Here is an 18,064-nt window from a genome sequence, read left to right on the forward strand (position 1 = left end):
CATGCTGTTCTTGTCGATGAAGCAACTATTTTCTAAAAAGAAGCAAACACTCCTTATTCTCTTAGGCATTAGTTTCGGTACGATGCTCTACGTAGCTATCTCTGGAATTCAGCTCGGGCTTAGGCAATATATCATTAAGGCCCTTTTAAATAATACTGCTCATATATTAATCTCTGGTAAAGAAGATCTTATTGATCGCCCCCTCGTTAATAAATGGTTTTATGAAAATAAACAAGTCGATTGGGTCACCCCTCCCTATGGAAAAAGAAGTGAATCAAAACTAGAAAATTATCAAGGTTGGGCAGATCGTCTTTCTCATCATCCAGATGTCTATGACTTTAGCCCCCGCTTAACAATACAGGTTATGTTAAAGCGTGGTGATCTTACTCACAGTATGGGGCTCATTGGAACAAATGCCAGACGACAAATCAGAATTAGTGATATTCCTGATTACATGGTGGAAGGTGATTTCTCGTCACTTGCTAGTGGAGGAAATAAGATCATTCTTGGTGCCGCTGCTGCTGAAGAAATTGGAGCACGTGTTGGTCAGTATGTAGAGGTCATTGCGGGAAGCCTGACACATAAAAACTCATTTAAAATCGTAGGACTCTTTTCTTTCGGAGATGATCGAGCAGATAAGTCCATAGCATTCTCTCACCTTGAAGATGTACAAAAACTTAATAAGACACCTGGGCGAGTCTCTGAAATAGCAGTATCACTATTCGACATGAATAAGTCACAAGTGCTTGCTGATCAGTGGTCTCTATTAAGCCATGATAAAGTTGAAGACTGGAAAGAGTCTAATCCCATGTTTATGGAAATGATAATGATGCAAGATATAGTTCGCTACTTTATTACAATTGCCATTCTTATTGTAGCTGCCTTTGGGGTTTATAATGTTCTAACAATTATGATTAACCAAAAGCGAAAGGAGATCGCTATTCTACGCTCTATTGGCTATGGCCCCAAACGAATTCTTGAGCTTATTATGTATCAAGGTATATTCCTTGGTGTAAGTGGTGGAGCTGTTGGGCTAATCCTGGGATTCATCATTTGTCGAGCTGTCGAAAGTATTGAGTTAAATATAAATATTGGTGGCGATAATCACTTACTTATGGATTATACACCTTCAACGTATATCATTGCATTTGTTGCGGCCCTTGTTGCTTCGCTGGTTGCAAGCTTTCTTCCTGCTCTATCAGCAAGTCGAATGACTCCAATTGATATCATAAGGGGCGAGTGATGATAAAAGCAGAAAGTATTATAAAAGAATTTGGAGATCCACCTCAACGTATTCTTCACAATATCTCCATGGAGATAAATAAGGGAGAGTTTGTTTCTATTTCAGGACGTTCTGGAAGTGGAAAATCAACCCTTCTTTATATTATTAGCTCTCTCGATGAACCAACATTTGGCCATATTTATATTGATGGAAAGAATGTTACTCATATGAGTGTTGATGAAATTCATGAGTTTCGAAATCGTCATATTGGATTTATCTTTCAATTCCACTACTTACTTCCAGAGCTGACGGCCTTAGAGAATATCCTATTACCTCCTCGAAATCTTGGTCTCTTAAAAAAGTATGAGCCTCGTGCAAATATGCTACTTGAAAAACTCAATATTCCACATACTCGTAATAAGCTTCCAGGGCAACTATCAGGTGGTGAGCAGCAACGAGTGGCCATTGCCAGGGCCCTCATTATGGAACCTAGTTATATTTTTGCAGATGAGCCCACAGGAAATCTCGATACGGCAAATGCTGAGATTGTGATGAATATTTTAGAAGAAACTAATAAAGAGAAGGGAACGACAATTGCTCTGGTAACCCATGACCCTGATTATGCAGCAATGGCAGATCGTGAGATTTTCCTCGTTGATGGCCATGTTTCAGAGACTTACACCGGTGACTAAGGAATGTTCACCCTCTGGAATTCTTACCAAATAGCTTATCTCGATCTATTTTTTTGATAAATTTAAGCTATGAAAACACTAAGCCCAAAACTGAAGAAAATTGTTCTAACGGGAGTTCTTTTACTCTCACAACTTAATCAGGCCTCGACATTTATTCAGGCCGAAGAGACTCCTTATAAGTATATTAAGGCAACGGAAATTGTTAATGACCGTTATATCTTCGAAGAATGTCATGGGAATAGAGAAGAGCTTAAATGCCGTAATCTCTTTTCTGATTACAGAACATTTGCCAGAAGCGATATTAAAAAGATGGCCGATATGAATGGACGCCACGCTCTTTATGCAGCAGGTGCTGATGTCGCAATCTTAGCAGTTTCTGCTTACCTCGGTTTAATTATTGGAGCAAAGGCCACGGCCGCTTACTATATTGGTACAGGAGTTAGTCTTGATGGTGGAGTCGCTGCTGTTGGTGGGTTCTTCTTTGGTGTACCATCGGGAACGGCCGTAGGGACGACATTTGCAGCAGGCCTTGATGAGCTCGATCCATTTGTTCACAGAGATATGTCCATTGCTCTAGAGCAAGTAATCGGAGTTGCAGATGAAGATGATCTCGATGATGTAGAAGCAAGGCAGATTGAGGATGGGATGATCGTTGAAATTGAAGATATTAATTTTGAACAATTAAAAGATAAAATAAAAAGTCAGCTAGAAGATTTAGATTAATAAAAAAAGGGCCTTTAAAAGGCCCTTTGTTATTTCTTACTCAGCATCAACTGCTGGGAAGTATTCTACTTGTTCCCCAATCTTATGATTTTCTGGGAATTCTTTTGCAAGCTCATCAATCGAGTAAACACTCTCTGGAAGATTTAAAGAGACACGAAGCTTCTCCATTGTTTCCGGTGCAAATGGCCTAAGCATTACTAAGATATTTCTTAGAATATAGAAACAAGAGTAAAGTGCATCAGTTCTTTCTTTCTCATCAAAGCGGTCATCGTGAGGCTTGTACTGATTAAATAGTCCGTTAATAATACGAGCATAGTTTTCAAGGGCACCAAGTGCTTTTGGGTATTCTCCCTTTTCCATGAATTTCGTATATTGCTGAACAATCTTAAGAGTTTCTTTTTCAGTCTTACCGATAAGCTCACCCTTAGGAACCACGCCACCAAATTGCTTGTGACAAGCTGAGATTGGTTTTTCAAATGAAGCGTTCATTGGCCCAGCAAGGAATGCATTCTTTGCTTTGAAAACTTCAAAGTCAAAGTTAGAAGCCTTCTCTGAAAGACTTAGAGTTGAAAGGAAGTAGCGAACTTGGTCTGCTGTGTATCCCATTTCATCAATAAGCTGATCACCAGTGTAGAAGTTTCCTTTTGATTTACTCATCTTCTCACCATTGATTTGTAGGTGGAAGTTAGAGAAGACGTCAGTTTGTTGGAATTCACCTTTTACTGCTTGTCTCATTGGATCTTCTTGGACACCAAACCACATCGCTCCCTGCATAAGAACGTAGAAGAAAACGTTATCAGTTCCAAGGAATTGGAAAACCTTTGCTTCAGGGTCTGTCCAAAATTCTTTATAAAGATCTGGGTCCAGACCTTTCTTCTTAAGAGCAACTTTTGTAAATGAAATCGGTGCAATTAAAGACTCTGGCCATACGTAGAGAGTTTTTCCTTCCATGCCTGGCTCAATATCTGTTGGAACTGGAATTCCCCATGAAACGTCACGAGTAATCGCTCTGTGTGCCCAACCATCATTCAGTTCACACTCAATTCCTTTATCTTCTAATTGTTTCTTACCTGATGCAAGATCAGCTAAGTTCTCAAATTGAACAAGAACCTTTCTACCAGGAGCATAACGACTCTTATGCTTTGGAAGCTCTTCTTTAATTTCTTTATATGCTGGTTCAGACTTATTTGTGAAAGTTACACAAGGATAAACCGTACCAAAAGCTTCTTGAAGAATAGGCTTTCTCCAAGTTTTCTGCTTTGTGTTTAACCATTCAATTAACTGATCAGTTACTTTCCACATATTCAGATACCAGTGATCAGTATCTCTAAGTTCTGGAGTCGCGTCACTTACTGCAGAAACTGGATTCTTTAACTCATGTGGATCATAGTTCTTCCCACAAACGTCACACTCGTCACTATATGCTTTTGTATTTGAGCAATCAGGATTTGGGCAATCACCTTGAACGTAGCGATCAGGTAGGAACATATTAAGTTTTGGATCAAACCATTGCTGGCTTGTCTTCTTATCGAGCATTCCATTGGCATGCATTTTTCTAAGGAAGTCCTGACAAAGCTCTTTGTGGGCTTCGTAATTTTCTTCCTTTGAAGTTCCAGTATATGTATCAAGGCCAATCGAGTAGCGCTCCATTGTCTTTGATTGTTTTGCATGAACTTCACCAATGAATTCTTGCGTTGTCTTACCAAGCTTCTTTGCCGCAACTTCACTTGTTGAACCATGGTCGTCTGTACCACAAACAAATAGTACATTATCATCGCCAACCAGTAGCCTCATCCAGCGTGAGTAAATATCTGCTGGAACATGAGCACCTGCTAAGTGACCAATGTGAACTGGGCCATTTGCATACGGCATACCTGCTGTAATAACAGCTTTCTTAGGGCGGCTAACGCGAGATAGGATTGTTGGGATGTCCTGCTTTGGACGCATGTCTTTTTTATTCTTATTATTTTCATTCATGGGTTCAAATTTAACACTGTGGGCCTATCTTCGTCTATATTTCTCTTTTGCAAAAGTTATTCAAATTACCTTTTGTGAGATGACATAGGGAGTTAGTGTAGGGGATGTATGGCCATGCCTAGAAGCTTTAATTTATGCCCAGAGCAATTGTCTAGATCATGCTCAAGTCATTGAATTGTCGAAAAGCGTCCACATACCACCCTCATGATTTAGAAGGGCCTCTTTAATATCTGCTCCAGCTACGTAGCCCGAAAGCTCACCAGACTTTGCGATGACGCGGTGACAAGGAATGATTAAACATATTGGATTTTTGGCATTGGCACTTCCAACTGCTTGCACGGCGTTTGGAGATCCGACCTTTTGAGCAATATCAGAATAAGTCGTCACTTCACCGTAGGGAATATCCAGAAGTTGTGCCCAAACTTGTTTTTGAAAATCCGTACCTTTGTTAATGCTTAGAGGTATGGAGAATTTCTTACGGCTTCCAGCAAAGTATTCTTCGAGTTGATCGTGGGCCTCATTGAGATATTTTGCGATACGCTTATCATCCTCATAGTGAGGGCCGTCGTATTCTTGATCTTCCCAGCCAAGATAAGAAACACCATTTTCATTAGCGCAAATATAGATTGTGCCAAATTTTGAATGAAACTCAATTTGTCTATCAGTCATGTGGCGATTATAGCACTTTCAAATCTTAAAAAGAACTTATGTTTAAGTGATCTATTTTGAAGTTTATTGCGTATATATAATTAAGAGAGATAAAATTAACTAATTTTTAATTTCTGGAGGAAATATGAAAGTAATCAGTCGTTTATTAATTGTCATGTGTATCATGTTCTCTTTTGCCCATGGGGAAGAAATTAAGCTAGGACAGAGTGTTCCGAAGTTTACGGTAAAGAATCATGAGGGCAAAGACTTTTCAATGATGTCACGAAAAGGGAAGTGGACTGTTTTATATTTCTATCCAAAAGCAGGAACTCCTGGTTGTACTAAACAAGCTTGTGCTTTTCGCGATAGTATCAAATCAATTAGAAAACTAGGTGCTGAAGTTTATGGAATCAGTACTGACTCTGTAAAAGATCAGGCAGCTTTTCATGAAGAGCATTCTCTTCAATTTGATCTACTCTCTGATGAGGACGGGAAGGTGACAAAGAAATTTGGAGCGAAGATGGCCGTTTTTAATATTTCAAAAAGATGGACTTTTATTATTGATCCAAACTTAAAGATTGTGGCAATTGATCGTGATGTTGATCCAATGTTAGATGCCGACCACGTCTCAAAAAAATTAGCTCAGCTTCAGAAAACGAAAAAGTAAATTTAAAGGCCCTCTGTACGCCAATATGTGGAGGGCCATTTGTCATTTTTTCCTTTTAAATAATCCCGCCTCTTTTATTTTCTCTTTCTTAGTGTTGTAATTCTAGTGGTTTATGATGTTTATGACCATGTGGGTTGATAGTTAAGAAAAATTAAGTTTGTGCTTCTATAGCTAAAATCTATCCTGATATAGACGAAATATATTATCTTTAGACCTGTCTTTCATCGATACTGATTGCATCGAAAACATAGATTTTCAAAGGAGCCAAATATGAAAAGAAAACTACCTTTGTTAATTGCTACTGTAGCACTTTTGAGTTGTGCATCTAACTCAAATGAAAATATGGGCCAGCAATTCGCAAGCGGTGAAGCCAAGCCAAATAGTTTTTGGTGGCCTAGCCGAATCGATCTAACACCTCTAAGACAACACTCAGTGGAATCAAGTCCACTAGGATCTAAATTCAATTATGCAAAAGAATTTAAAAAGCTAAATCTTTCTGCAGTAAAAAAAGACATCAGAAAAACATTAACAACATCACAAGACTGGTGGCCAGCAGACTACGGTCACTATGGGCCATTCTTTATTCGTATGGCATGGCACAGTGTTGGTACATATAGAAGTCACGACGGCCGCGGAGGTGGCGGTGGTGGTCAACAACGTTTTGAACCACTTAATAGTTGGCCAGATAATGTTTCCCTAGATAAGGCCAGGAGGCTACTTTGGCCTATCAAAAAGAAATACGGAAATAAAATCTCATGGGCCGACTTAATGGTTCTTACTGGGAACGTATCTCTTGAAGATATGGGATTTAAAACAATTGGCTTTGCCGGTGGACGTACAGACGATTGGGAAGCTGATCTTGTTTACTGGGGCCCTGAAACTCAGTGGCTTGCGGGAGATAAGAGATACAAAGGTGAGAGAGAGCTAGAAAGACCTCTTGCTGCCGTTCAAATGGGGCTAATTTATGTTAACCCTGAAGGACCAAACGGAAAGCCTGATCCTCTTTTAGCAGCAAAAGATATTCGTGAAACATTTGGAAGAATGGGAATGGATGATGAAGAAACTGTTGCGCTAATTGCTGGTGGTCACACTTTTGGTAAGGCACACGGTGCTCATAAGCCTCAAGATTGTTTAGAGTCTGATCCAGCAGGAGCTCCAATAGAGAACCAAGGTTTTGGTTGGAAGAATAAGTGTGGAAAAGGTCACTCGGAAGATACAATTACTTCAGGACTTGAAGGAGCATGGAATGCAACTCCTACACAATGGACTACAGGTTACCTCGATAACTTATGGTCATTTGATTGGAAGCTTACGAAATCTCCAGCAGGTGCACACCAGTGGATTCCAACAGATGAAGGTGCAAAGGATATGGTTCCTGATGCACACGTAAAAGATAAATTCCACGCACCAATCATGTTCACAACAGATATTGCTCTTAAGGAAGATCCTTCTTATGCAAAAATCTCGAAAAGCTTTTTAGATGATCCAAAGAAATTTGAATATGCATTTGCTAAGGCATGGTTCAAGCTTACTCACCGTGATATGGGGCCACAAGCGCGCTATATTGGTAAAGAAGTTCCGAAGGAGTCTTTTAAATGGCAAGATCCAACTCCTAAAGGGAAGAAGATTTCTAATACAACGGCCTCGGCAATTAAATCTGATATTTTAAAGTCAGGCTTATCAGTATCTGATCTTGTTAGAACTGCTTGGGCATCAGCTTCTACATATCGTGGAACTGATATGCGTGGTGGTGCTAATGGTGCACGTATCCGCTTGGCGCCACAAAAAGATTGGGCAATTAATAAAGTATCTAATGTTGATACAGTAATTCCTAAGCTTGAAAAGATTAGTAAAAGATATGGCGTTTCACTGGCCGATACAATTGTTCTTGGTGGAGCAGCTGCAATTGAGAAGGCTTCTGGTAACAAAGTTAAGGTACCATTTGCTTCTGGACGAGGTGATGCAACTCAAAGACAAACAGATGTCACTTCATTTGCTTATCTTGAGCCAAAGGCAGACGCTTTCCGTAACTACTATACGCAAGATTCAGGAAGAACTCCTATTTATATGCTAATTGATAAAGCAAATATGTTAGGTCTAACTGTTCCTGAAATGACTGTTTTAATCGGTGGTATGCGTGCGCTTGACGCAAATGCTGATGGATCAAAAAATGGTGTCTTCACTAAGCGTCCTGGAAAACTTACAAATGACTTCTTTGTAAACCTTCTGACGATGGACAATAAGTGGACGAAATCAAGCACTCCTGGTCTATACAATGGTGTTGATAGAAAATCAGGAAAGGTTAAGTACACTGCAACTCCAGTCGACTTAGTATTTGGTTCTCACGCAGAACTAAGAGCTATTGCTGAAGTTTATGCTGCTAACGATGGACAGAAGAAATTCATGCAAGACTTCGTTAAGGCCTGGACTAAGGTAATGCAAGCTGATCGCTTTGATCTGAAAAGATAAGACGATATGCCTGGCCGAGTGAGACAACTCGGTCAGGTTTTATTCCTACCTAGAATAGTAAGTATACCAATTATGAATTTCTCTATACTTCTTCTTTCTTATAATGTGAGACAAGGAGAGTTTATGAAAGAGACATCATTTGGTTACATCAAAACAATTCAAACAAAAGAGATTAAAGAAATTAACTTCTTCTCATTTTCGAAGGCGGGGCGTCCTCATAAGCATACAAGAGGGGAAGTGGTCTTCATTACTTCCGGAAGTGGAATAATTCATCTTGAAAACCAAACGATTCCTGTTCAAAAAGGAAGCCTCATTACCATTGAGCCGAATAAGTCTCACTACATGGTTCCCGATGAAGGAGAGTGCTTAGAATTAATTCTTTGGTATGAATAAGTACTACAGGCCGTAGTACTTACTCATCCAGTAAATTAGGGTGATATCGTAGCCTGGATTTTCATCTGCGGCCGCACCTCTTTTCTCATAACCAACTGTGTAAGGCTCTCTTTGCCACATGAATGAACCGCCAGGGTGGCGATGTCTAATATCAAGAGCATCTGCTGAGATCGACATGAAGCCTTTTCCGCCGTATTCAGGGTATTGGACAAGTTCGATATCCTCAAGTGGTGGTTTTACAATACTTACATTCCTTGGCGAACGCTCTAAGAAACGCACGAGATTTTCTTGAATACGAGTAATCTTTTCTTCTGATACAGCTTCTGGGTTAAAAGAGTATTCAATTAAATTAAAGAAAGAATTATCGTGGTGACCTGTACTATATTTAATGACTTTATAAGACCTAAGCATATCTGCACGACGCTCTTGATTCTTTTCTAACCTAAAGTAGTTATAAAAGTGCATATTAAGTAGGTTGAATTTGTAATACTTATTTACATTATCCTTGGCAGTAATATTGTGAAAAATATAGGCCGTCTTACTTAACTCAGACATGCGGTTTAGCTCTTGCGTATACTGACCAGGGAACATGTGCTCGCCAATGACAAGCATATTAAGTTGCTGCTCAGGACTTCCAAACCAAACTGTCGGCGCGATAACCTTTGCAGGAGTGATGCTGATTTCACGGTCTTCAGATATCGTCCAATTATTTCTGATTAGATAATCAAGCATCATACGATAATAAGAAGCTGCCTTCGTCTTAATCTCTTCATCTTCAATTAAGTCATAAGTAATTGTTAGGCCAAAGATAATTCCAGTATACTGATCTCTTGTGATACCTTTCTTTTCGTGATGGTTAACCCATTTCTCGCCTTTGTAATCAACAATCTCATAATCAAGAGGGTCTCTATCTTTCATCAGTGCTCGACCGGCCATACTATTTAGGGGTTGAGCTGATCTTGAAAGAAGGCCAGTAAAGCCATTTACACCAAGTAGGTTTCCAATTCCTTCTAGATTTGTCCTGATATTACTTAAGGCCTTCTCATTTTGAGAGACACTGTAGCGAAAGGCCTGTGAAGCAAGATAAGCACCATTCCAAATCGCTGCATCTGAGAACGTACCGAAGCCAACAACTTCACCCTTTGTCCCTTGTCCGTTTGGCCCATAGGCATCAAACCAAGAAATATAATCATTTTGATTATATCTAAGGTTTAAAACAGTTCCATTTATCATATGTTTTTGAGCAATTTTCTCTTCGATATTTTCAATCGTATCCTCGAGGTCTGAAAAACTATACCTTGGAGGAGACTTGAGTCGATCTGGAGTTGCTTGCCTAAAGCGCTCGTTTAGCACAAATACTGTTTTTAACTGCTCGCTACCTTGAATAAGGAGCTTGTCAAAAGACTTGTTAATTTTCTTTTTTAATACTTTCTTGGCCGCAACAAGAATACCATTAATAAGGACATTAGATGCTTTAAGATCAACTTTTAATTTTTTATCGATGGTCTCAACTGATTTCACTCTGATGACGCTATTTTCGTCTCTGACATAGTTGATAACGTATTTAAACTTTAGCTCTTTAATATTTAGCTTAATAAGTTTTGTCATACGAAACCATTTCGTTTTATATCTTAAGCGAGCTCTAAGCTTTAACTTCCACTTGTTTGAGTCAGGAATACCGACAACAATTTTGTTATCAGTAATCTCATAGAACTCAATCGGAAAGTCGAGAATATTGGTTTCAGCAATATTTGCACTCATAAGCTTTAAATTGCTTCCAATTTCTTTATTGTTAAAATTTTCTTTAACTTCTTTATTGATATTAAAAATAATATCTTCTTTGAATCCATTGAATAACGACTTTAATTCGTTGTTGAGAGTGCTTTCATGAGAAAACGCGAATGAATAACTTTGCACTAAAATGGCAAGGAATAAAAAGTACTTCATATTACTATCCTATGTATTACAAAATTAAATTTTTATCCCTAAGTTAATTTGGAAAAACTATAGTAGTTCAAATTGTTTATTGCAAATATGATAGGAGACTTTTGGTGCAGAAACTGTCAAAAGTAAGAAACTTAAGAAAAATTAAGTGACCTGGCCAGTTTCCTGGCCAGATTGACATCACTTATTAGTATTTGATTAGAGTTTTTGTATCCATGATGAACTCACCATCGCGATCAGGTGAGTAAACACGGGCCTTTCCGTGAGTATAGATTTCAAGCACGATATCGACTTCATTGTATTTGTCGATAACTTTATCTTCGACGCAGATCTTTTCAAAACATTCAACCGATCTCCCTAGTTCTGCATATGGGAAAGAATATGTACCTGGCCCGTGGGCAAGTTCTACTTCCACCACATCCTTTGCTTCATCAAAGCTTGTTACAAACCCTGACCAACCAAAGACATCCATGACCTTATCGTCTTTACATAACGACTTGTAGCATTCACTAGCAAAAATAGGCATTGTTAATAATAAAATAACGATTACTTTTTTCATTTTAAACATCCTTGTTCTATTCCTTAGAAAATGTATCAACAAATTTTTTGATTTCATCAACGTGCTCAAGAATGTACTTGGCCTTTGTTAAACCAAAGCTCATAACAGTACCGTACTTTTCTAGTTCGTTACCTTCATCATCAACTTTATAAATTTTAAAAATCTTATTGCCTTTAAACTCTTCAACACCGACGTTATGCGGAGGTAATTCATAACTCATATACATTCCTTATTAGTCTAGTTAATTACTCTTATTCTATCACTTAATTCAAAAATTATTAAATGATAAAAATTTAATATCATTAATATTTATCCGAAAAGTAAAATATAGAAAAACATTTTTAAATTTATATCAAGGGTTCTTTATGGAAAATATGACCAAAGAAGTAGAGATGCTATTAGAGCTAGAAAACGAAAAACTTTCGTATGTAAGTCTAAAAAGCTTATGTGAAAAGTATGATGTCGAGTTAGATACTCTTCCACATACCATTAAAATTCTAATTGAAAATATTGCAAGAAGAGTTGATGGAAAAGACGTGAAATTAACTGACGTTGAGGCTTTAGTAAAGTGGGGAAGCGGCTACGATAAGAATGCATCTCTGGCGTTTATGCCCGCACGTGTCTTAATGCAAGACTTTACGGGAGTACCTGCTGTTGTCGACTTGGCCGCGATGAGAAGTGCCATGGCAAGGGCTGGTGGTGATCCAAAGAAAGTAAATCCTTATGTCGGGGTTGATCTCGTTATTGATCACTCTGTCCAAGTTGATAATTTCGGAAATGCGCAGGCATATGAAAAAAACCTTGAACTTGAATATGAAAGAAACGCTGAAAGATATGCTCTTTTAAATTGGGCACAGCAAGCCTTTCAAGACTTTCGTGTTGTTCCTCCTGGGATGGGAATTTGCCACCAGGTAAACTTAGAACATCTTGGTCATGTTGTTCAAAGTAAAAAAGGCTGGGCGATTCCTGATACATTAGTTGGAACCGATTCTCATACACCTATGATTAATGGACTGGGGGTTCTAGGATGGGGAGTTGGTGGAATCGAAGCTGAGGCCGCAATGCTTGGGCAACCGATGTTCTTACCAGAACCAATTGTTATTGGTGTAAGAACGAAAGGAACTCTTCCGGCCGGTGCAACTGCTACTGATTTAGTACTAACGCTTACTGAGATGTTACGAACTCACGGTGTTGTTGGCAAATTCGTTGAGTTCTTCGGAGATGGCCTAAGTAATTTAAGTATTGCAGATCGCGCGACTCTTTCAAATATGTCACCAGAGTTTGGTGCAACAGCAACCTTATTTCCTGTTGATCAAGTTACTCTTGATTATTTAGTTATGACTGGTCGAGGTGACAAGGTAGAGTTAGTTGAAAAGTATACAAAAGAGCAGGGGCTATTTAGAAGAGATGGAGACAAGGAGCCACAATTTAGTGAAGTACTTGATCTCGATTTAAGTCGTGTCGTTCCAAGTTTAGCTGGGCCTAAACTTCCTCAACAAAGAGTGGGGCTTGATAGTGCTCGTAAGTCATTTGATGATAATTTTAAGGTTGAAAAAAATGATGGCAAAGTTATTAAACACGGTGATGTTGCGATAGCTGCAATTACAAGTTGTACAAATACTTCAAACCCATCTGTCATGTTAGCTGCAGGGCTCGTGGCAAAGAAGGCCGTTGAGGCCGGGCTCAAAACGAAGCCTTGGGTTAAGACTTCTCTTGCTCCAGGTTCTCGAGTGGTAACAAATTATTTAAAAAAAGCAGGACTTCTACCTTATCTTGAAGAGCTAGGCTTTAATCTTGTTGGTTACGGCTGCACGACTTGTATCGGTAACTCTGGGCCTCTACCGGTAGATGTTGCAAAAGATATTAATGATAATAACCTAGCGGTTGTTTCTGTCTTATCAGGAAATAGAAACTTTGAAGGACGAGTGCACAGTCAGATTAAAGCTAGTTACTTGGCTTCACCTCCTCTGTGTGTTGCTTATGCTCTAACTGGAACGTTTCTTTGTGACCTATCTAGTGAAGCAATTGGCCAGGATGAAAATGGTAAAGATATTTACTTGAAAGATATTTGGCCTTCTGCAACCGAAGTACAAGAGCTCATTTCTTCCTCTGTAAGTTCTGAACAATATGAATATGAGTATGGGCGAATCTTTGCAGGAGATGAAAAGTGGAAAAGCATGGCCGTACCTAAAGGTGATCTCTTCGAGTGGCAAGGTGATTCAACTTATGTAAGAGAGCCTGACTTCTTTGTAAATCTACCTAAAAAAGTAGCACCATTAGAAAATATTAGTGATGCAAGGGTTATGTGTTTACTTGGTGACTCTATCACCACAGATCATATCTCACCGGCAGGAACTATTGGTAAGGATTCACCAGCAGGTCAGTATTTAATTGAACAAGGTGTTTCACAAAAAGACTTCAATAGCTTTGGCTCTCGTCGAGGAAATCATGAAGTTATGATCCGTGGGACATTTGGAAATATTCGCTTAAGAAATGAAATGGCCCCAGGAACTGAAGGGCCTTGGACAACTCATTTACCAAGTCGCGAACAAATGAGTATTTATGATGCTTCTAAACGTTATCAAACAGAAAAAGTTCCTCTTATTGTTGTGGCAGGAAGTGCATACGGATCAGGAAGTTCTCGAGATTGGGCCGCTAAAGGAACAACGCTCTTAGGTATTAAGGCGGTGTTAGCTGAAAGTTACGAGCGAATCCATCGCAGTAACCTTGTGTGCATGGGCGTTCTTCCTCTGCAATTTAAAGAAGGACAGAGCGCTAGAACACTTAAGATAACAGGTCTTGAAACATTTTCGATCGAGGGTATTGAAGAGGGGATATCTCCTCGTAAAGAGCTTTCGATTAAGATGAAACGTGAAGATGGCAGTATCGAGACGTTTGAAGTTATTCTAAGAGTCGATGCTCAGGCCGAAGTGGATTACTATACACATGGTGGTATTTTGCAAATGGTTCTAAGAGAGATGCAAAGTAATTAAGAATTTATAAAAAGCCAATTTTTACTAATTTGTCTAAACTTGCTGTGCTATTAAGTGTTTACACCTCTTTCGTATGGCGCTTTTAGTGCTCTACTTCCATGTTGTTATTCATTTTATAATGAAAGAACTCACAACAACATAGGAAGGATAATATGACGAACAAAACAGGTGTCTTAGCATTTGGGGTGATTAGTTATTTAATTGGCTTTTCCGCTCTCGTTGGTTGGATCGGCAGCATGTTAGGCTTAATTCCATTTCAATATGGAATTGTTGATTACACAACGGACTCTCTTGGTAGTGCATTCGCTATTGCCATAGGGCTTAGTGCTTTATTTGCAGCTCAGCATACAATCATGGCCAGGGAGAGGTTTAAAAAATTTATTAATAAGTATATTCCAGCGGCCGCTGAACGATCTCTTTATGTATTGATGTCTGGTATTACTCTTCATTGTGCAATTCTATTTTGGCCTAAGAATGGCGTTGTCATGTGGAATATCGAAAATACGATGGCATCGACTCTCATTATGAGTATTGGGGTTGCTGGATGGGCCTATCTCTTTGTGGCAAGTTTTGCTTTAAATCACTTTGAATTATTTGGGTTGGAGCAAGCTTATAATTATTATCGAGGAAGGCCAATTCAACGAGTCCCTTTTCAAGAAAGCTGGATGTACAGTTTCGATCGTCACCCAATTATGACAGGAGCTCTGATAGGGATGTGGTTTACTCCAGAAATGACTGTTGACCATCTGATGTTTAGTGGAATCTTTTCTGCCTATATTGTCGGAGGGGTTTCTATTGAAGAAAGAGATCTTGTTAGGCAATGGGGGAGTCGCTATATGGACTATCGAACTCGTGTGAAAACCATTGTTCCAACATTCGATATCATTGGCCCAAATGATATTAAGGCCAGCGAAACTAAACAAAAAGATCATAAGAAGGAAGAGGCCAAAGAAAAGAAGAAGGCCGCTTAATCTTGAGGGAGCTTTGTCTCCCTCTTACTCATTGAAAATTCTTCATGAATAGAAAAGCATTTGTGAATTTAAGGCCATTTGGTGATAATAAGAGCTATGCGCAAGAATCGTTTTCTCTATTCGACAATTATTTCGATAGGAATTCATGGAATATTAGTATTTGGGACAGCTTCAGCTTTGAAGCCAAAGTCTTCGAATGTGTATTTTTCAGCAAATCAGGCCCAGGCCATTCAGGTTAGACGCTTAGTGAAGTTAAAGAAGATCACTGAATCTCCCAAGAAGCTTACTCAAAAGAAGGCCCGTTCAAAGCAGTTGATACAGAAAAAGGTCACTAAGGTAGTTGAGCAGTCTCTAGAGAACGCTCCAGTGATTAAAAAGGTCGCCGATGCTGGAGAGGCGAGTGAGAAGGCCAAGTACCTCAAAACGATTAGGGATCAAATTCTTGCTCAAAAACGCTACCCAAGAGTGGCCAAGATGTTAAAAAAACAAGGGATTGTTGATATCTACTTTGAGGTTTCATACCCAAGTAACCTTTCAAATATTCAAATTCAAAAGGGCAGTGGCCATGCCATTCTGGATAAGTCGGCCCTTGAAACAATTGAGGCCCTTGGAGATCTTCCTCAGATGCCAGACTTTCTAAAGTCAGAGGTTTTAAAGGTCGCAATTCCTATTAAATATGAGTTATTGTAATTACCTTAACGCACTGTAAAAACTAACTTCTTTACTAAAACCATTCCAAAAATCATTTCAAATATGATAGTTTGCCTGCATGATAAAAAAGTTTGATGGCCAATACAAATTAGTATTTCTAGGCCTTCTCACACATTCTCTTATCTTTGCGCAAGACGTAAATCGTCTTGAGTCGATTTATATTACCGACGAGCTAGAGGTTTATGAAGAAGGGCAAAGTGCTGCTTTAGGTTTACAGGATGAGATCACATCTGATGAGCTTGAAGAAGAAGTCGCTCAAAGTATCGATGATGTTCTAAAGAAGACATCCGGTGCGACAACTAAAGGCGGTCCACGCGCTATTGGTGAAACCCCACAAGTTCGTGGCCTCGAAGCAAATAAGCTATTTGTAAATATCGATGGTGTAAAACAAACCTTTTATTTTTCAAATCACAACTACTCCCATCTTGCAGTTGATCCGGATAGTATTAAAAAAGTTGATATCTTCAAATCAAATACAGATTACTCACAAGGAATTAGTCTTGGTGGTGGAATGTCATTTGTTACTAAAGATGGACGCGACTACCTCAATGCCGGTGAAAAGTATGGAAGTATCGTTAAGTATTCTTTTGAAGAAGCTTCAAATATGAATGCAGAGTCAGTGAAAACTTTTGGACTCATGAATAGTGGAGACTACCTTCTTAGCGCTAGTTTTAAAGATTCAAAAGATCTAAAACTTAGCGATGAGACAACTCTTAAAAACTCTGCTTTTGAAACATATAATCTTTCTACGAAATTTAATTTTGATCTAAAGAACTCTCAAAAGATAAAACTAAATGCTGAACTCTATAATCTTGAAGATGAATCTCCGCTAAACGCAACTCTTGATCCACCAAGTGATCTGACAACTCTTCACGGAAGAACAATCATAAAGCGTGAGTCTGTTAGTGCTGAGTACAAGCGAAAGGGCCTTGTCGGAAATCTCTATTTCTCTGAACAATTTAATAAGCAAGAGCGTGATAGTGATGGCCGAAAGGAAGAGAGAAATATCGAAACAATTGGTACACGAATAAAAGATCAACTCTCTTTAAGAGATGATTTAAAACTCGTTATTGGTGCTGATGCAACAATTGATAAGGTAACAGGTAAGAGTTCAACTGGTAGTGTTTCAGATTATCCAGATGGACAGATTACTGAGGCCGCTGCCTTTGCTCAGTTGAATTATAAAGTTGGCGCACTAAGCCTAGCACCAGGTATCCGTTTTAGTGATTATAAACTTGAGTCAAAGGATTCAAGCTTTAGTGATGTAAAAGATAATAATCTTTCATCAAAAATCTTAGTAAATTATGAATACAATGGTTTTAATTTCTTCTCTAACTTTTCACAAGGTTTTAACTCACCAGACGTTCAAGAAGTCTATGCAACTGGACTACACCGTCCAGGTGATGGGTTCTTTATCTCTGATAACTACTTTGTGACAAACTTAGACCTTAAACCAGAGATATCAAATACAATTGAGATTGGAACAGAGTTTAAGAAGCAAATATTCTCAGATATGGATCTTCTGAGCTTCAGGGCAAGTGGTTATGTCTCAAAAGCGCGTGACTATATTGATCAAGAGATTATCGACTATGCCATTTTTGATGGAAAAAATGGAACAACTCAATTTATTAATCGAGATAAAGTGACTTTGTATGGACAGGAATTTGATCTTAGGTATCTCTACGATCAATTTGAGCTTGCTGCAGGTTATTCACGAAGTGTAGGTTGGGATAATTCAAGAAAGATGTGGCTTTCTAATATGCCTGCTAATACATATACTTTCGGGGTAAATTATCATCTCGATCAATATGGTGTAAAACTTGGTTATGATACTCTTATGGCCATGAGGCAAGATCGAGTGAATCCTGCTTCTCTTGAGAGAACAACGGCAACGCCTGGTTATACACTTCACAATATCTTTGCTTCAAAAGAGTTCTCATCTGGGATCCTAAATGGTCTTAAGATGACGACTAGACTTGATAACTTAACAGATAAATCATATCGAAGACACGGCTCATATATTCATGAAGTAGGTCGAAATTTTAAAATGAGTATTCAATATAAAATAAAGCATTTTTAATAAACGGAGTTTCTA

General features: G+C 38.7%; 15 protein-coding genes. 10 read left to right on the forward strand and 5 right to left on the reverse strand.

Annotated elements, in window-relative coordinates; translation table 11 throughout:
* Position 1 precedes the first annotated feature (1 nt).
* The 3 genes from ABMA78_RS07895 to ABMA78_RS07905 all read left to right on the forward strand — a co-directional run bounded on the left by ABMA78_RS07895 (position 2) and on the right by ABMA78_RS07905 (position 2,637).
* Positions 2 to 1,243, forward strand: coding sequence for an ABC transporter permease (locus ABMA78_RS07895; RefSeq protein WP_392858714.1), 1,242 nt, complete (start codon positions 2 to 4; stop codon positions 1,241 to 1,243).
* Complete coding sequence (locus ABMA78_RS07900; RefSeq protein ID WP_392858717.1) at positions 1,243 to 1,914, forward strand: ABC transporter ATP-binding protein; 672 nt, start codon at positions 1,243 to 1,245, stop codon at positions 1,912 to 1,914. Before ABMA78_RS07895 ends, ABMA78_RS07900 begins: the two co-directional genes overlap by 1 nt.
* Positions 1,915 to 1,983: 69 nt before the next feature.
* On the forward strand, positions 1,984 to 2,637 hold the full coding sequence (locus ABMA78_RS07905; protein WP_392858719.1) for a hypothetical protein: 654 nt from the start codon (positions 1,984 to 1,986) through the stop codon (positions 2,635 to 2,637).
* Positions 2,638 to 2,673: 36 nt separating this feature from the next.
* Here the strand turns inward: ABMA78_RS07905 and ABMA78_RS07910 are convergent, their stop codons facing one another.
* Together ABMA78_RS07910 and ABMA78_RS07915 are read right to left on the reverse strand one after the other, a co-directional pair.
* Positions 2,674 to 4,614, reverse strand: a complete 1,941-nt coding sequence (locus tag ABMA78_RS07910; RefSeq protein ID WP_392858721.1) for a methionine--tRNA ligase — start codon at positions 4,612 to 4,614, stop codon at positions 2,674 to 2,676.
* A 162-nt stretch (positions 4,615 to 4,776) separates the two neighbouring features.
* Complete coding sequence (locus tag ABMA78_RS07915) at positions 4,777 to 5,283, reverse strand: methylated-DNA--[protein]-cysteine S-methyltransferase (protein WP_392858722.1); 507 nt, start codon at positions 5,281 to 5,283, stop codon at positions 4,777 to 4,779.
* Positions 5,284 to 5,407: 124 nt separating this feature from the next.
* Between ABMA78_RS07915 and ABMA78_RS07920 the strand changes: the two genes are divergently transcribed.
* From ABMA78_RS07920 to ABMA78_RS07930, 3 genes are all read left to right on the forward strand, one after another.
* Positions 5,408 to 5,929 (forward strand): peroxiredoxin, encoded by a 522-nt coding sequence (locus ABMA78_RS07920; protein ID WP_392858725.1) that lies wholly within the window; start codon positions 5,408 to 5,410, stop codon positions 5,927 to 5,929.
* 270 nt (positions 5,930 to 6,199) lie between these two features.
* Positions 6,200 to 8,398, forward strand: coding sequence for a catalase/peroxidase HPI (katG, locus tag ABMA78_RS07925; protein ID WP_392858726.1), 2,199 nt, complete (start codon positions 6,200 to 6,202; stop codon positions 8,396 to 8,398).
* A gap of 123 nt (positions 8,399 to 8,521) precedes the next feature.
* A complete protein-coding gene (locus ABMA78_RS07930) occupies positions 8,522 to 8,791 on the forward strand; it encodes an AraC family ligand binding domain-containing protein (protein WP_392858728.1) in 270 nt (89 codons plus the stop codon).
* A 3-nt stretch (positions 8,792 to 8,794) separates the two neighbouring features.
* Here ABMA78_RS07930 and ABMA78_RS07935 read toward each other — a convergent pair whose 3' ends face one another.
* The 3 genes from ABMA78_RS07935 to ABMA78_RS07945 form a co-directional block, all read right to left on the reverse strand.
* Entirely contained in the window at positions 8,795 to 10,738 is a 1,944-nt protein-coding gene (locus tag ABMA78_RS07935) for a hypothetical protein (RefSeq protein ID WP_392858730.1), read from the reverse strand.
* Between the two features lie 184 nt (positions 10,739 to 10,922).
* A complete protein-coding gene (locus tag ABMA78_RS07940; RefSeq protein ID WP_392858731.1) occupies positions 10,923 to 11,294 on the reverse strand; it encodes a hypothetical protein in 372 nt (123 codons plus the stop codon).
* Positions 11,295 to 11,310: 16 nt separating this feature from the next.
* Positions 11,311 to 11,514 (reverse strand): hypothetical protein, encoded by a 204-nt coding sequence (locus ABMA78_RS07945; protein WP_392858733.1) that lies wholly within the window; start codon positions 11,512 to 11,514, stop codon positions 11,311 to 11,313.
* Positions 11,515 to 11,659: 145 nt separating this feature from the next.
* Here ABMA78_RS07945 and acnA point away from each other — a divergent pair, with 145 nt between their 5' ends.
* The 4 genes from acnA to ABMA78_RS07965 all read left to right on the forward strand — a co-directional run bounded on the left by acnA (position 11,660) and on the right by ABMA78_RS07965 (position 18,049).
* A complete protein-coding gene (gene acnA / locus ABMA78_RS07950; RefSeq protein WP_392858734.1) occupies positions 11,660 to 14,287 on the forward strand; it encodes an aconitate hydratase AcnA in 2,628 nt (875 codons plus the stop codon).
* A 152-nt stretch (positions 14,288 to 14,439) separates the two neighbouring features.
* On the forward strand, positions 14,440 to 15,258 hold the full coding sequence (locus ABMA78_RS07955; protein ID WP_392858737.1) for a methyltransferase family protein: 819 nt from the start codon (positions 14,440 to 14,442) through the stop codon (positions 15,256 to 15,258).
* 96 nt (positions 15,259 to 15,354) lie between these two features.
* The gene (locus tag ABMA78_RS07960) at positions 15,355 to 15,948 is read left to right on the forward strand and encodes an energy transducer TonB (protein WP_392858739.1); all 594 of its coding nucleotides are present in this window, start codon (positions 15,355 to 15,357) and stop codon (positions 15,946 to 15,948) included.
* A gap of 79 nt (positions 15,949 to 16,027) precedes the next feature.
* On the forward strand, positions 16,028 to 18,049 hold the full coding sequence (locus ABMA78_RS07965; protein ID WP_392858741.1) for a TonB-dependent receptor domain-containing protein: 2,022 nt from the start codon (positions 16,028 to 16,030) through the stop codon (positions 18,047 to 18,049).
* Positions 18,050 to 18,064 lie beyond the last annotated feature (15 nt).

Source organism: Halobacteriovorax sp. RZ-2, assembly GCF_043196685.1.
In the GTDB taxonomy this organism is placed as follows: Bacteria; Bdellovibrionota; Bacteriovoracia; order Bacteriovoracales; family Bacteriovoracaceae; genus Halobacteriovorax_A.